This is a genomic window from Tsukamurella sp. TY48 (genome assembly GCF_019656655.1).
Taxonomy (GTDB): Bacteria; Actinomycetota; Actinomycetes; order Mycobacteriales; family Mycobacteriaceae; genus Tsukamurella; species Tsukamurella strandjordii.
This window is the reverse complement of record NZ_BPMV01000001.1, coordinates 2,234,540-2,251,229: the sequence shown is the minus strand read 5'-3', so window position 1 is coordinate 2,251,229 and position 16,690 is coordinate 2,234,540. Positions and strand designations below refer to the sequence as shown.

Annotated in this window: 7 protein-coding genes; 6 read left to right on the top strand and 1 reads right to left on the bottom strand. The window is 72.1% G+C overall.

The features are described 5' to 3' along the window. The first annotated feature begins 166 nt into the window (after positions 1-166). Genes acs through TTY48_RS10925 form a run of 4 tightly spaced genes read left to right on the top strand, consistent with a single transcriptional unit; the run spans position 167 to position 4,785 of the window. Positions 167-2,113 carry an acetate--CoA ligase gene (gene acs / locus TTY48_RS10940; protein ID WP_220657513.1) on the top strand — a complete coding sequence of 649 codons (1,947 nt, stop codon included), beginning with the start codon at positions 167-169 and terminating at the stop codon, positions 2,111-2,113. A 35-nt stretch (positions 2,114-2,148) separates the two neighbouring features. Beyond that, the gene (locus TTY48_RS10935; protein WP_220657512.1) at positions 2,149-3,003 is read left to right on the top strand and encodes an ABC-2 family transporter protein; all 855 of its coding nucleotides are present in this window, start codon (positions 2,149-2,151) and stop codon (positions 3,001-3,003) included. Next, entirely contained in the window at positions 2,996-3,826 is an 831-nt protein-coding gene (locus TTY48_RS10930; protein ID WP_220657511.1) for an ABC transporter permease, read from the top strand. The genes TTY48_RS10935 and TTY48_RS10930 overlap by 8 nt, the downstream gene beginning before the upstream one ends. Next, positions 3,823-4,785: an ATP-binding cassette domain-containing protein gene (locus TTY48_RS10925; protein WP_220657510.1), complete on the top strand. Its 963-nt coding sequence runs from the start codon at positions 3,823-3,825 to the stop codon at positions 4,783-4,785. The genes TTY48_RS10930 and TTY48_RS10925 overlap by 4 nt, the downstream gene beginning before the upstream one ends. Here TTY48_RS10925 and TTY48_RS10920 read toward each other — a convergent pair. Continuing rightward, positions 4,758-5,282 (bottom strand): nuclear transport factor 2 family protein, encoded by a 525-nt coding sequence (locus TTY48_RS10920; protein WP_220657509.1) that lies wholly within the window; start codon positions 5,280-5,282, stop codon positions 4,758-4,760. The two genes, TTY48_RS10925 and TTY48_RS10920, sit on opposite strands and share 28 nt — an antisense overlap. Positions 5,283-5,326: 44 nt before the next feature. Here TTY48_RS10920 and mug point away from each other — a divergent pair, with 44 nt between their 5' ends. Together mug and TTY48_RS10910 are read left to right on the top strand one after the other, a co-directional pair. After that, entirely contained in the window at positions 5,327-5,905 is a 579-nt protein-coding gene (mug, locus tag TTY48_RS10915) for a G/U mismatch-specific DNA glycosylase (RefSeq protein WP_220657508.1), read from the top strand. Positions 5,906-6,121: 216 nt separating this feature from the next. Next, complete coding sequence (locus TTY48_RS10910) at positions 6,122-16,690, top strand: hypothetical protein (RefSeq protein ID WP_220657507.1); 10,569 nt, start codon at positions 6,122-6,124, stop codon at positions 16,688-16,690.

Below are 16,690 nucleotides of genomic sequence, written 5' to 3'. Positions count from 1 at the left end.
GAGCACTCTAGGGCCGCTCCACCTGTGTTGTCCTGCTAACGGACAGCCGCCCCTCGCCGATCGGGCACCGCCGAGGGCCCCGGCAACCCCCTGCAACCCCACCCGTACCGGGTTCAATTCGGGTAAACCCCTCCTCACGTCCCGAGCCGAAAACTACGATCGATCCATGACTGATTCCGCGACCTCCGCGTACCCGCCCTCCGCAGACTTCGCAGCTCAGGCCAATACCCACGGTCGAGAATTGTACGACCGTGCCGAAGCCGACCGCCTCGGCTTCTGGGCCGAGCAGGCGAATCGCCTCGATTGGGACACCCCGTTCGGCGAGGTCCTCGACTGGTCGGGAGCCCCGTTCGCGAAGTGGTTCGTGGGCGGCAAGCTGAACGTGGCCTACAACTGCGTCGACCGGCACGTGGTGGCCGGCAACGGCGACCGGGTGGCCATCCACTGGGTGGGCGAACCGGGCGACACCCGCGACATCACCTACGCCGATCTGCAGGCCGAGGTGAGCCGCGCCGCCAACTACCTGGAATCACTCGGATTGCAGGCGGGCGACCGCGTGGCCATCTACATGCCGATGGTCCCCGAGGCCATCGTCGCCATGCTCGCCTGCGCCCGCCTGGGCCTGACCCACTCGGTGGTCTTCGGCGGCTTCTCGGCGGGTGCGCTGCGCTCGCGGATCGACGATGCGCAGGCCCGCGTGGTGATCACCACCGACGGCCAGTTCCGCCGCGGTAAGCCCACGCCGCTCAAGGCCAATGTGGACGAGGCGCTCGACATGGACGTCGACGGCACCAAGGCCACGAGCGTCGAGAAGGTCATCGTCGTCCAGCGCTGCAAGAACGACATCGACTGGCACGACCGCGACGTGTGGTGGCACGAGACCGTGGGCGCCGCATCGTCCACCCACACCCCACAGGCCTTCGACGCCGAGCACCCCCTGTTCCTGCTGTACACCTCCGGCACCACCGGCAAGCCCAAGGGCATCGTGCACAGCTCGGGCGGCTACCTCACGCAGGCGGCGTACACGCACTACTACCTGTTCGACCTCAAGCCGGACAAGGACGTCTTCTGGTGCACCGCCGACATCGGCTGGGTCACCGGGCACACCTACATCGTCTACGGCCCGCTCGCCAACGGCGCCACGCAGATCATCTACGAGGGCACCCCGAACTCCCCCACCGAACACCGGCACTTCGAGATCATCGAGAAGTACGGCGTCTCGATCTACTACATCGCGCCCACCCTGGTGCGCACGTTCATGAAGTGGGGCAGGGAGATTCCCGACGCCCACGATCTCAGCTCGATCCGCCTGCTGGGCTCGGTCGGCGAGCCGATCAACCCCGAGGCCTGGCGCTGGTACCGCGATGTGATCGGCCACGGCACCGCCCCGATCGTCGACACCTGGTGGCAGACCGAGACCGGCGCCGCGATGGTGGCGCCGCTGCCCGGAACCACCACCCTCAAGCCCGGTTCGGCGATGGAGCCGGTGCCCGGCATCAGCGCCAACATCGTCGACGACGAGGGCAACAGCCTGCCCCGCGGCGAGTCCGGCCTGCTGGTGCTCGACAAGCCCTGGCCGGCGATGCTGCGCGGCATCTGGGGCGATCCCGAGCGTTTCGTGGACACCTACTGGTCGCGCTACGCCGATCAGGGCTGGTACTTCGCGGGCGACGGTGCGCGGTACGACGAGGACGGTGCGCTCTGGATCCTGGGCCGCGTGGACGATGTCATGAACATCTCCGGCCACCGGATCTCCACGGCCGAGGTCGAGTCGGCCCTCGTCGGGCATCCCGCGGTGGCCGAGGCGGCCGTGGTGGGCGCCTCCGATCCGACCACGGGCCAGGCGATCGCCGCGTTCGTGATCCTGCGCCAGGGCGTCGACGACTCCGATCCCGCCCGCCTGATCGCGGAGATGACGGCCCAGGTGTCCAAGGACATCTCGCCGATCGCCAAGCCCCGCGAGATCAACATCGTGCCCGAGCTGCCGAAGACCCGTTCCGGCAAGATCATGCGGCGCCTGCTGCGTGATGTGGCCGAGGGCCGCGAGCTGGGCGACACCTCGACCCTGGTCGATCCGACCGTCTTCGAGAACATCCGCAAGCAGAAGAGCTAGCACCGAGCCCGGGAGGGCGGTAACGTCAGTCCACTGTGTCGTCGCAATCCAGCGCGGCCGCAGTGTCCGGGCGTGCCGCCCTCCTCGCAGCTCTCCGTCCGTACGCCCGGCTGACCGTCGCCGGGTTCCGCCAGCAGTCCACCTACCTGGCCGCGGCGCTGGCCGGGCTGTTCACCAACACCGTCTTCGGATTCCTCAAGATGGGCGTGCTGCTGGCCACCCTCGCCGGCGCCGGCGGCATGGCGGGCGGCTACACGCCCGAGCTGATGGTGAGCTACATCTTCCTGTCCCAGGGGCTGCTGACCGCGATCGGCGGCTTCGGCACCGACGGTGAGCTCCCCGAGCGGATCCGCACCGGCGATATCGCCGTCGATTTCCTGCGGCCGCTCAACGTCCAATTCGCCACGCTCGCCACCGGTCTCGGCGGGGCGGTCTACTCGCTGATCCCGCGCTGGTCCCCACTGATCGGGGTGGGCCTGCTCACCGGGATGATGGCCTGGGCTCCCGAACCCGCGGCGTACCCCCTGGGTGCGCTGAGCATTCTGCTGTCCATCGTGCTGAGCCGGGCCCTGCTGTACGCGGTGGAGATCCTCGGTTTCTGGGTGGTGGAGACCCGCGGCATCGTGCTGTTCTACGTGATCGTCTCCAGCTTCCTGATGGGCATGTTCGTGCCCATCGGCCTGTTCCCCGCGTGGCTGGCCGCGATCGCCGAGCACTCCCCGTTCGCGTCGATCCTCATGCCGCCCTGCGACATCCTCTCCGGCCGGATCGACGTGGCCGCAGCCCTGCCGGCGGTCGGCGCGCAGGCGGCGTGGTGCGTCGTCGCCCTGACGCTGGGCGCGTTGCTCACCTCGGCCGGACGGCGACGGCTGGAGGTGCAGGGTGGCTGACGTCTCCGCCGGGTCCCGGCGTCCCGGACGGCTCGCGCCCTACCGCGCGGTGCTGGCCTCCCGCATCCAGGCGCAGGCCTCCTACCGCGCCTCCCTGGCCCTCGACCTGGTGACCGCCGCGGTGCTCGGGCTCGTCGAGTTCGCCGAGGTGTGGCTGCTGTTCCACAACGCCAAGGTGATCGGCGGCCTCACCTTCTCGGCGGTGGTGCTCGTGTTCGCGCTGGCCGACGGCTCGTTCTGCCTGGCCGACATCCTGTTCGGCCATCTGGACAAGCTGAACCGGTACATCCGCAAGGGCACGGTGGACGTCTTCTACCTGCGCCCGCAGCCGATCCTGGCGCAGCTCATGACCAGCGACATCCGGATCAACCGGCTCACCCGGCCCGCGGTGAGCGTCTTCGCGCTGGTGTACGCGCTCACCCACAACCCGATCGACTGGGGCCCCACCACGATCGGCATGCTGGTGCTCGCGATGCTGTGCGGACCGGTGATCTACGCGAGCATCTTCGTGATCGCCGCCGGGCTGCAGTTCGTCCTGGTCAACGGCGCCGAGTTCACCAATGCCTTCGTCTACGGCGGCAGGTACGCGGCCACGCAACCCGCACCGGTGATGCCCGCGGCCTTGAAGGTGACGCTGGGATTCGTACTACCGCTGGCCTTCACCGGCTACCTCCCCACGCTGGTGGTGCTGGAGCTGCCCGGCCAGGGCGTCTTCCAGCCGTGGTTGGCGTGGCTGTTGCCGCTGGCCACGCTGTGGGCGGTGCTGGTGGCGGCCTTCTTCTGGCGGCTGGGTATTCGGCACTACCGAGGGGCGGGCGGATGAACGGTCCACACATCATCGAGACGCACGATCTGACCCGGACCTTCGTCCGGCGCGGCTGGAACGGCCGGGTGAAGAAGGAGACCACGGCCGTCGACCGGTTGAATCTCGCTCTGGCGCCCGGGGAATCGGTGGGGTACATCGGCGCGAACGGTGCGGGGAAATCGACCACGATCAAGATGCTCATGGGCATCCTGGTGCCCACGTCCGGCACGGTGCGCACCGTCGGGCTCGATCCGCTCACCCAGCGCCGCGCGGTGGCGCGCCGCGTGGGCGTGGTCTTCGGGCAACGCTCCCAGCTGTGGTGGGACCTGCCCACCTCCCGCTCGTTCGACATCCTCGCGGCCATCCACCGGCTCACGCCCGACGAGGCGCGGGCCCGCACCGGCCGGCTCGTCGAGCGGCTGGAGCTGGCGGAGTTCCTCGATCAGCCGGTGCGCCAGCTCAGCCTCGGCCAGCGGATGCGTGCGGAGGTCGCCGCGGCGCTGCTGCACTCCCCCGAGCTGCTGATCCTCGACGAGCCCACGATCGGTCTCGACGTGCTCAGCAAGCAGCGGCTGCGCGAGTTCCTCATCACCGAGCGCGCCGAGCGCGGCCTCACGCTGCTGCTCACCACGCACGATATGGGCGATGTGGAGCGCCTCTGCGACCGGATCGTGGTGGTCGACCGCGGCCGCACCGCCTACGACGGCACGCTGCCCGGACTCGTCGACACCGTGGGTGCCGCGCGGGTGCTCGTGCTGGACCTGGACCGTCCCACTCCGGATCTGCACGTCGACGGTGCGCGGCACCTCGCCAGCGAGGCCGGCGGCCTCCGTCAACGATTGGAGTTGAGCGGCGCGCTGCCGGAGGTTCTGGCCGCGGTCTCGCACACGGCGACGGTGCGCGATCTCACGGTGGACGAGCCCGATATCGAGGACGTGGTGCGCCGGCTCTACGAGCGGTCGCGCCCCAGTACCTGAGCGCGGAGCAGGTCGATGGGATCGTCGCCGCCGCGCCCGGGCGGCGGGCCGGCCTCCGGTACGCCGAGGGGTCCGGTGAGGTCCTTCTCCCAGCGTGTCCAGTCGGTGACGGCCCAACGCTCGGCGATCGCCCACCGTCCGGCCCGGCGCTCGAACCGGTCCACGTAGCGCAGGCCCAGCGTCACGTAGGCCTGGAGTTCCGCGCCCGGGGTGGACCAGTGCGTTGCCGTGCAATAGGTCTCGACCACCGCGGTGTCTCCCGAGGGCTCGCACAGATGGTTCCCGATCTGGTGGTGCGTGCCGCCGAGCGAAGTGAGCTGGCCACGCACCCAGGGCACGTAGTCCTCCACCGGCCCGGTGAAGCCGGTGTGATGATCGACGGCGCCCGGGTGGTAGCAGTCGCGCACCGCGTCCAGGTCGAGCCGGTCGATGCCGCGGCAGTAGCGGAGGACCACGTCGTGGATCTCGCGGCGGGCCAGGAGTTCGTCCACGGTCATGTCCCCCAGTGGACCACGGCCGATCGAGCGGGTAGGACCGTTGCATGGGATTCACGCGCGAGCAGCTGCTGGCCTTCGCCGATACCGAGGTACCCGATCTGATCGGTCCGGACTGTCGGCTGCTGTTCGCCGGGATCAATCCGGGGCTGTGGACCGCGGCCACGGGTGCCCACTTCGCCCGTCCCGGCAACCGCTTCTATCCGGCGCTGTACGCCGCGGGCATCACCGATCACGTGATCGACGCCGCCGAGGGCATGCGCGCGGAGGACCGCGAGGCGCTCATCGCCGCGGGTGTCGGCATCACCAATGTCGCCCCGCGGGCCACGGCGAAGGCGAGCGAACTGACGACGACGGAGCTCCGGGAGGGCGGCGAGGCATTACTGGCCCGGGTCGATCGGGTCGCCCCGCGGGTTCTGGCGGTGCTCGGGGTCACCGCGTTCCGAACGGCCTTCGGTCAGCCGAAGGCCACGGTCGGGAGGCAGGCGCGGGGGCTCGGCGAGACCGCGGTGTGGGTCCTGCCCAATCCGAGCGGCCTCAACGCCCACGAAACGGTGTCCAGCCTGGCCGCCGCGTACCGCGAGGCCGCGGAAGCGGCGGGAGTGCCGCTGCTCTCGCCGCCCTAGAACGAACCTGTTGCTAACGAACAAGCGTCGTACTGAGCAGGTGCTCATCGAACTGCTGTTCGTGACTACATCTGCAGTCGCGCGTGGCCCAAACCTACTTTGAAGAATTCGCGACATTGAATCTGATTTGGTACCGCGTTGGCCTATTTGCAATGACACTTTTGGCACGATGCACGACTGCGCTGTGCATCCCTGCCCAAAAGGACTGAAGAAAACATGTCGTCGATCGCACGCGCCGCTGCTGCAACCACCACTGTCGTGGGCCTGGTGACCTCAGGCTCCGCTGGAGTTGCCGCAGCACAGAACAACCTCATCGATTCCAGCACGCGACAGGTGGCGCTCACGCCCGCGAGCGCCGGCTGGATGGGGTCTCCGTTCTCGGTGCAGGTGCCGTCCGCCGCGGTGGCCGATCGCGCGTCCGCGGGGACCGCCACCGCACCGTGCTACCCCACGCGGCTCGTGTGGCTGGGCGCGCGCGGTGCGAACAGTCCGCTGGACCTCAGCTGTGGCTTCGCACTCGGCGGCTACAACAGCAACGGCTCCTATGTGATCGGCAATGCCCCTGACTTCGGGCGGATCGGTCTGGGCCCCTGGGTGGGCGTCGGGGCGCCGACGGACGGTCCGGGCTTCGGACTGGGTGCGGGAGTCGGCTTCGGCCCCGGGCTCGGTTTCGGCGCGGGCGCGGGCTTCGGCGCGGGGCTCGGCAACGGCTTCGGGTTCGGGTCCGGCGTGGGCTTCGGCGGGGGCTTCGGCCCCGGGTACGGGTTCACTCCCGGGTTCAATCTCGGTCTCACGCCGGGATTCGGTCCCGCCCTGCCCTACGGCTTCGGCACCGGTTTCAGCCTCGGCATCGCGCCGGGCGTCGGTATCGGGTTCGGTCTGGGCGCGGGCCTGGGCTACGGGCCCGACGGTCTGCGGCTGGGCGCCGGCATCGGCTTCGGCATCGGTCTGGGTCCCGGTATCGGGTTCGGCTTCGGGATCGGCGGTTACTTCGATCTCCGCTCCCCCGTGAGCATTCCGGGTATCGACTACGCGGCGCAGGCGCGCGCGAGCGCGATGGCCGCACGCATCGCGGCGGAGTGGGCTGCGAGCGAGGCGGACCGGGCGCGCAGGGCGTTGGACGCCGCGCGTGCCAACCAGTCGGCGTCCGCCGACGCCGTGAAGAAGGCCGAGGATCGCCTCGCTGCCGCCAATACGGCCGCGCAGAAGGCCGCCGCGGCAGCAGAACAGGCGACGAAGGATCGCACCGCAGCCGAGCAGGCTTCGACGGAGAAGGCCGCCGCGGCCAAGACGGCTGCGGATCAGCTGAATGCCGCGCGTGATGCCCAGTCCAAGGCAGCCGACGCCGCGCAGAAGGCCGCCGCCGATAAGACCGCCGCCGACGCCGCCCACAAGTCCGCTGCCGACGCCGCCACGAACGCGCAGCAGAAACTCAACGACGCCACCGCCGCTGCCGACAAGGCGGCCAAGGCCGCCGAGCAGGCCACCGCAGAGAAGAAGACAGCCGAGCAGGCCGCCGACGACCGCGAGAACGAACGCCGCACCGCCACAAACCAAGCCGCCGCCGACAAGGCCGCCGCGCAGAAGGCCGCCGACGACCGAGCCGCCGCCCAGAAGGCCGCCGACGACGCCGCATCGAAGGCCACCACCGCCCGAGACACGGCGAAGGCCGCCGCCGACAAGGCAGCCACCGACAAGGCCACCGCAGCCGACTCCGCCGCTGCGCAGAAGGCCGCGGAGAACAAGGCCGACTCGGCCACCTCCAACGCCACCGCCGCCCGCGACGCCGCCAAGGCAGCAGCAGACAAGGCCACCGCCGACAAGCAGACCGCAGCCGACTCCGCCGCCGCACAGACCGCCGCCGACAAGGCCGCCGCCGACGCAGCCAAGACCGCAGCCGACAAGCAGGCCGCCCAGAAGAACGCCGACACCGCCGCAACCGACGCCAACAACGCCGCCGACAAGTCCGCCGCCGCGCAGACCGCCGCGGAGAAGGCCGCCGCCGACGCAGCCAACAACGCCGCCGACAAGCAGGCCGCCCAGAAGAACGCCGACACCGCCGCATCCGACGCCAAGGCGGCTGCGGACAAGGCCAGTGCCGACCGCGCCACCGCCGCCAAGAACCTCGACAACGCATCCAAGAACGCCTCGACCGCAGCCTCCGCAGCCAAGGACGCCGCCGATAAGGCCGCGGCATCCACCACCGCCGCGAACAACGCCGCCACCGCCAAGACCGCGGCGGACACCGCAGCCAGCAAGGCCAACGACGCGGCGAAATCGGCCGCCGACCAGGCCGCATCCGCCGCCACGAAGGCCAAGGACGCCGACTCCGCGGCCGCACAGGCCCGCGCCGCGAAGTCCGACGCCGATAGCGCCAAGACGGCGGCCGATAAGGACCTCGCCGATAAGACCGCCGCGGCCACGAAGGCCACCGCTGACGCGGATACCGCCCGAACGACTCACCAGCAGGCGACGGCCATCGCCGATCAGGCTGCCAAGGACAAGGCCGCCGCACTCTCGGCCGCCGCCTCCCAGGCGAAGGCTGCGAACAGCGCTGATAGCGCGTCGGCCGCGGCTGCGTCCGCCGCCGACAAGGCCGCGGCTGCGAAGAGCGCGGCGGAACAGTCCGCCGCGGCTGCCGATAAGACCGCGAAGGATGCCGCGGCTGCGGCCACCGCTGCCGGCGAGCGTCTCGCTGCCGCGAACGATGCCGCGCAGAAGGCCGCCGCGGACGCCGCGAAGGCCGCTCAGGAGCGCGCCGACGCCGACAAGACCGCCGCCGACAACACCGCCGCCGCGAAGGCCGCCGCCGACCGGCTCGCCGCCGCACGGGACGCGCAGAAGCAGGCCGAGGACGCCGCGCAGAAGGCCGCCGCCGATAAGGCCGCCGCCGACGCCGCCCACAAGTCCGCTGCCGACGCCGCCACGAACGCGCAGCAGAAACTCAACGACGCCACCGCCGCCGCCGACAAGGCGGCCAAGGCCGCCGAGCAGGCCACCGCAGAGAAGAAGGCAGCCGAGCAGGCCGCAGCCGACCGCGAGAACGAACGCCGCACCGCCACAAACCAAGCCGCCGCCGACAAGGCCGCCGCGCAGAAGGCCGCCGACGACCGAGCCGCCGCCCAGAAGGCCGCCGACGACGCCACCAAGGCCTCGACCGACGCCGCCACCGCCGCCAAGAACGCCGCCGACAAGGCGACCGCCGATAAGCGGACCGCGAACGACTCGGCAGCGGCCCGTGACACGGCACAGAAAGACGCCGCACAGGCCACCTCCAACGCCACCGCCGCCCGCGACGCCGCGAAGAACGCCGCAGACAACGCCAGCGCTGACAAGGCCACCGCTGCCGACTCCGCCGCTGCACAGACCGCCGCAGAGAAGGCCGCCGCCGACGCAGCCAAGAACGCCGCCGACAAGCAGGCCGCCCAGAAGACCGCCGACACCGCCGCCGCCGACGCCAACAACGCCGCCGACAAGTCCGCCGCCGCGCAGACCGCCGCGGAGAAGTCCGCCGCCGACGCAGCCAAGAACGCCGCCGACAAGCGCGCCGCCGAGCGGACCGCCCTCGATCGAGCCGCCGCCGATAAGGCGACCGCCGATAAGGCCGCCGCCGACAGGGCTGCCGCAGCCAAGAACCTCGACAACGCCACCACGGCGGCGAACCAGAAGGCCACGGCAGCCAAGGACGCCGCCGACAAGGCCGCCAGTGCCAAGTCCGCCTCCGACTCCGCGGCCGCAGCCAAGACCGCCGCCGATCAGGCTGCCGATCAGGCCACGCGCAACGCCACCAGCGCCTCGCAGGCTGCGGCGTCCGCGACGACGAGGTCGGACGCGGCGAACACCGCAGCGGCACAGGCGCAGACCGCCAAGACCACTGCGGACAATGCCAAGACGGCGGCCGATAAGGACCTGGCCGACAAGACCACCGCGGCCAAGAACGCCGCCGCCGCGGCGGACACCGCCCGCGCCGGGCAGCAGCAGGCCGACGCCGCCGCCGCGCAGGCTGCCAAGGACAAGGCCGCCGCGTTGACTGCCGCGGCGGAGAAGGCGACGGCGGCGCAGACCGCCACCGAGAAGGCCGCAGCCGCGAGTTCCGCTGCTGCCAATGCCTCCGTGAAGCAGAACACGGCACAGCAATCCGCCGCTGCCGCGGACAAGGCCTCGCAGGACGCTGCCGCGGCGAAGAAGGCAGCCGACGAACGGGCTGCCGCAGAGAAGGCCGCGGCGGATGCCTCCGCTGCGGCTGCGGACGCCGCTCGCAACAAGGCCGGCGACGCGTCCACCGCCGCGGCCGATCGAGCCTCGGCCGCACGCGCCGCGGCGGACCGCACCACGGCCGCCAACGCCGCGCTGCAGAAGGCGCAGGCCGACCAGGCCGCCGCCGACCGCACCGCGGCCGAGGCCGCGAAGGCCAGCGACGCGAGGGCTGCGACCGCGAATCAGGCCGGCGCCACTGCGGCTCAGAAGAAGTCGGATGCCGACGCCGCCGATGCTGCGCGGGCGGCCGCGGAGAAGGTCGCCGCGGATGCCGCTCGTGCTGCCGAGGAGAAGTCTGCCGCCGCGAGCGATGCGGCAGATCGCGCCGCGGCAGCGAGCGCGAAGGCCGCCGAATCGGCCGATGCTCGGGCGAAGGCCGATCGTGAGCGCGCGGAGGCGGATCGCGCCGCCGCTGAGAAGGCCGCCGCCGACAAGGCGGCAGCGGACAAGGCGGCAGCAGCGGCGCAGGCCGCTTCCGCCGCCCGCGCCGAGAAGGATCGAGCGAACGCCGCACGGGATGCGGCGGACAAGACCGCCGCGGAGAAGGCCGCCGCGGCACGAACCGCCGCCGATGCGGCGACCGCCGCTGAGGCCGCCGCGGAGCGCTCTGCGGCAGCCGAATCCGACGCCCGGCAGGCGGCGACCGCCGCGGCGGCACGGCAGAAGGATGCGGATTCCGCTGCTGCGTCGGCATCGTCGAGCAACGATGCCGCGCGTGCCGCGGCCACGAAGGCCGCCGAGGATCGGGCGGCGGCGGACCGCAGCGCGGCAACCGCCACCGCTACCCGCGCTGCTGCCGATGCCTCGGCGAAGGCGGCCGCGGACAAGGCGGCGGCCGACAAGGCGGCGGCCGAGAAGGCGGCGGCCGACAGCACGAAGGCGCAGGCCACCTCCGCCGCCGCGGTGAAGGCGCAGCAGGACGCGGCATCGGCGGCGACGGCGGCGAATGAGCGGGCCACCGCCAGCCAGGCGGCGGCGGATGCCGCGCGGGCCCAGCAGGATGCACAACGATCAGCCCAGTCGAGCGCGGCCGCGCTTCAGGAGGCACAGAGCAAGTCCGCCGCGGCGAACACTGCGGAGCAGCAGGCGCAGGCGACCGCGAACCAGACGAGCAACGACGTTCGCAACGCCCAGGCTCTGGTCGCGCAGCGCGAGGCCGAGCTGCGCGCGAAGACCGGCGGCTTGTTGACCCCGATCATCAATTTGCTATTCGACTCTGCCCGCAGAGAGCGTCAAGCTCTCACCGACGCCCGGAATGCGCTCCGTGACGCAACCACTCGCGATAACGCGGCGCAAGCGGCGCTGGGCACTGCCAACACCACCGCGACCGCGGCGTCGAATGAGGCGAAGGCCGCGGCCGCCACGAACACCGCGGCTCAGGACCAACTCGCCGGGGCGAACACGACGAAGCAGAACGCCGATGCAGCGCTGAGCTCGGCGACCGACCGGGCGACCAGCGCGCAGGCGACCGCGGACCGGTCCGCTGCCGCCGTTGGTCAGGTGACCTACGACGACACCGCGGTGCGGGCCGCGAAGGACAAGGCTGCCGCGGCACAGGCGACTGCCGATAAGTCCGCGGCGGCTGCTGCGGCGAACCCGAACGATGCTGCGGCCGCGGCGAAGGCCGCCGCGGACAGGGCGGCGGCGAACAAGGCCGCTGCCGATGCCGCGCAGACCGAGCGGCAGGCGATCAGCTCCGCCGCTGCGGCAGCCGTGACGAACGCCGCCAAGAAGGAATCGGACGCGAAGGCCGCTGAGGCAGCTTCCGCCGCAGCGAAATCCGCCGCGGAGAAGGCCGCTGCCGATGCAGCGAAGGCCGAGCAGGACGCGGCGAACGCGGCGAAGGCCGCTTCCGATCGGGCGAGCTCGGCCCAGGCCGTGGCGGAGAAGGCCGCGCAGGACAAGGCGGCCGCCGACAAGGCCGCGGCCGATGCGGCTGCGGCGCGCCGGGATGCCGACACCGCCGCGAAGGCAGCGGCCGACAAGGCGGCCGCCGATCAGCAAGCTGCCGAGGCTGCGCGCGCCACCGCCGATAAGGCGCTGGCCGATGCCGAAGCGGCACGTGCGGCCGCAACGAAGGCACAGCAGACCGCATCGGAACGAGCGGCGAGCGACAAGGCCGCGGCCGATGCCGCCGATGCGGCGGACAAGGACGCCCAACGCGCCGCGGCGGAGAGGGCCGCCGCGGAGAAGGTTGCATCGGAGAAGGCCGCCGCCGCCAAGGCGTCCGCCGATACCGCCGCAGCCGATCGGAGCGCTGCGGACACCGCGGCAGCCGCCCAGACCGCCGCGGAGAAGGCCGCCGCCGACGCGGCGGCGAAGCAGGATTCGGCGTCCGCAGCTGCTCAGGCCGCGGCCGATAAGGCCCGGGACGCCCGGGCGGCAGCCGACCAGGCGGCAACGGCCAAATCGGATGCCGATCGGGCGGCTTCGGCTGCCGCGGCCGCGCAACGCGATGCCGCGGCCTCCGCTGCGGCCGCTGCGGACCGGGTGAGCTCCAACTCGACCGCGGCACAGAAGGCCACGTCGGATCAGGCCGCAGCGGACGAGGCGGCCCGCTCCGCCGCTCGGACCGCCACCGATGCAGCGCAGGCGAGCACTGCCGCCGCGAACAAGGCCGCAGCGGACAAGGCGGCCGCGCAGAAGGCCGCCGACGACCAGGCCGCAGCAGCCAAGGACGCCGCAGCCAAGGCCGACGCGGCGAAGACCGCAGCCGACCAGGCAGCGGCAGCCAAGACCGCCGCCGACCAGGCCAAGGCCGAGGCCGACAAGGCAGCGGCCGACGCCGCCAAGGCCCGTCAGGACGCGACGACCGCCGCCGGCAACGCCGACGCCGCCACCGCCGCCGACAAGACCGCCGCCGACAAGGCAGCAGCAGCCAAGACCGCAGCCCAGAACGCCGACGCCGCCAAGGCAGCAGCAGACAAGGCACAGGCCGACGCCACCGCAGCCCAAACCCGCGCAGCCGACGCGGCCAAGTCCGCCGCCGACAAGGCCACCGCCACCAAGACCGCAGCCGACCAAGCAGCGGCCGCCAAGGCGACCGCCGACAAGCAGGCCGCCGATGCGGCCAAGGCTCAGCAGGATGCAGTCGCCGCGGCGAAGTCCGCATCCGACACGGCGGCTGCGGCCAAGGCGGCGGCGGATGCCGCTGCGGCCGATCAGGCCAAGGCGCAGAAGGCGGCCGACGATGCCGCGAAGGCGAAGCAGGATGCGACTGCCGCCGACCAGGCGGCCGCGAACGCTGCCAAGGCGGCGGCGGATCAGGCCGCCGCGACCAAGGCGGCGGCGGACCGCGCAACAGCGGACCGCGTCGCTGCGGAGAAGGACGCCGCCGACCGGGCAGCAGCCGCCAAGACCGCACAGGACAAGGCCACCGCCGACAAGACCGCAGCCGACGCCGCGAAGAAGGCAGCCGACCAAGCCGCCGCCGACCGGGCCGCCGCAGACAAGACCGCAGCAGACCAGGCAGCAGCAGCCAAGACCGCACAGGACAAGGCCACCGCCGACAAGCAGCAGGCCAACACCTCCGCCCAGGCACAAGCCCAGGCAGACAAGTCCGCCGCCGACGCCGCAGCCGCACAAAAGGCAGCCACCGACGCCGCCAAGACCGCAGCAGACAAGGCCACCGCCGACAAGCAAGCAGCAGACAACTCCGCCCAGGCCCAAACCCAGGCAGACAAGTCCGCCGCCGACGCCGCCAACGCACAACAGGCAGCCACCGACGCCGCCAAGACCGCAGCAGACAAGGCCGACGCCGCCAAGCAAACCGCCGACGCCTCCACCGCAGCAGCCGACAAGGCCACCGCAGCAAAGGAAACCGCCGATAAGACCGCAGCCGACAAGACCGCAGCAGCCCACACCGCCGACGCCGCCAAGAAGGACGCCGACGCGCAGCAGACGAGGGCCGCGGCTACCGCGGCGGACGCGAAGAAGTCCGCCGATCAGGCGGCGGCCGCACAGTCCGCGGCCGACCAGGCGGCGACCAACGCTGCCGATGCGGCTCGCGCCGCCGCGGAGCGGACGAAGAGTGCCGGCTCGACGGCGAACGACGCCGCGGCTGCTCGGGCGGCAGCCGAGCGGACTGCCGCGGACAAGGCCGCGATCGATAAGGCGATGGCCGACAAGGCCGCAGCGGACAAGGCGGCCGCGCAGAAGGCCGCCGACGACCAGGCCGCAGCGGCCAAGGACGCCGCAGCCAAGGCCGACGCGGCGAAGACCGCAGCCGACCAGGCAGCGGCAGCCAAGACCGCCGCCGATCAGGCCAAGGCCGACGCCGACAAGGCAGCAGCAGACGCCGCCAAGGCCCGTCAGGACGCGACGACCGCCGCCGGCAACGCCGACGCCGCCACCGCCGCCGACAAGACCGCCGCCGACAAGGCAGCAGCAGCCAAGACCGCAGCCCAGAACGCCGACGCCGCCAAGGCAGCAGCAGACAAGGCACAGGCCGACGCCACCGCAGCCCAAACCCGCGCAGCCGACGCGGCCAAGTCCGCCGCAGACAAGGCCACCGCCACCAAGACCGCAGCCGACCAAGCAGCGGCCGCCAAGGCGACCGCCGACAAGCAGGCCGCCGAGAGCGCTGACGCAGCGCAGCGGGCAGCGGACGCGGCCACCGCCGCGGCGGACCGGGCTTCCGCCGCACGGACCGCGGCGGACAAGGCCACCGCGGAGAAGGCCGCCGCGGATCGGGCAGCGGCCGATGCCGACAAGGCGCAGAGCGACGCCGCTGCTGCCGATCGGGATGCGGCGGATGCCGCGAAGAAGGCCACCGAGGCAGCGGCCGCCGCCAAGGACGCCGCCGATCGGGCCGCCTCCGAGCGCGCCGCCGCCGATAAGGCTGCGGGAGATGCCGCGGCCGCGGCCGCATCGGCGAAGGATCGCGCCGATGCCGACCGGGCCGCTGCTGACGCCGCGAAGAAGGCAGCCGACCAAGCCGCCGCCGACCGGGCCGCCGCAGACAAGACCGCAGCAGACCAGGCAGCAGCAGCCAAGACCGCACAGGACAAGGCCACCGCCGACAAGCAGCAGGCCAACACCTCCGCCCAGGCACAAGCCCAGGCAGACAAGTCCGCCGCCGACGCCGCAGCCGCACAACAGGCAGCCACCGACGCCGCCAAGACCGCAGCAGACAAGGCCACCGCCGACAAGCAAGCAGCAGACAACTCCGCCCAGGCCCAAACCCAGGCAGACAAGTCCGCCGCCGACGCCGCCAACGCACAACAGGCAGCCACCGACGCCGCCAAGACCGCAGCAGACAAGGCCGACGCCGCCAAGCAAACCGCCGACGCCTCCACCGCAGCAGCCGACAAGGCCACCGCAGCAAAGGAAACCGCCGACAAGACCGCCGCCGACAAGACCGCAGCAGCCCACACCGCCGACGCCGCCAAGAAGGACGCCGACGCCAAACAGGCCACCGCAACCGACCAGGCAGCAGCAGCCAAGACCGCCGCCGACCAGGCCACCGCAGCCAAGGAAACCGCCGACAAGGCGGCCACCGACCGAGCGAATGCGGCCAAGGCGGCCGCGGATGCCACCGCTGCGGCGAAGGCCGCCTCGGATCAGGCGGCGGCAGCGAAGGCGACGGCCGATCAGGTCGCGGCCGACAAGGCGGCCGCCGATAAGGCGATGGCCGATAAGGCCGCCGCGGAGAAGTCCGCCGCTGAGAAGGCGTCGGCCGACCAGGCGAACGCGTCGAACGACGCCGCGGCCAAGGCCGACGCGGCGAAGACCGCAGCCGACCAGGCAGCGGCAGCCAAGACCGCCGCCGATCAGGCCAAGGCCGAGGCCGACAAGGCAGCGGCCGACGCCGCCAAGGCCCGTCAGGACGCGACGACCGCCGCCGGCAACGCCGACGCCGCCACCGCCGCCGACAAGACCGCCGCCGACAAGGCAGCAGCAGCCAAGACCGCAGCCCAGAACGCCGACGCCGCCAAGGCAGCAGCAGACAAGGCACAGGCCGAGGCGACGACGGCGCAGGCGCAAGCGGACAAGTCCGCCCAGGCGGCGGCAGACAAGGCCACCGCCACGCAGACCGCAGCCGAGAAGGCGGCCGCGGACAAGGCCATCGCCGATAAGGCGGCGGCCGACCGGGCCGCGGCCGCGCAGAGCGCGACGGATGCCGCCACCGCAGCCGCGGACAAGGCTGATGCGGCCAGGGCCGCGGCCGACAAGGCGGCAACCGAGAAGGCAGCGGCGGAGAAGGTGGCGGCTGACGCCGCGAAGAGTGCCGCGGACGCGCAGGCCGCCGACAAGGCGGCGGCAGACGCCGCGCAGGCCGCGGCGGATGCTGCCCGTGCCGCCCAGGAGGCCGCCGACAAGGCAGCAGCCGAACGCTCGGCTGCGGAGAAGGACGCCGCCGACCGGGCAGCAGCCGCCAAGACCGCACAGGACAAGGCCACCGCCGACAAGACCGCAGCCGACGCCGCGAAGAAGGCAGCCGACCAAGCCGCCGCCGACCGGGCCGCCGCAGACAAGACCGCAGCAGACGGGTCTGCTGAAGGTTTCGTTGTCACTTCAGCTCAGTGA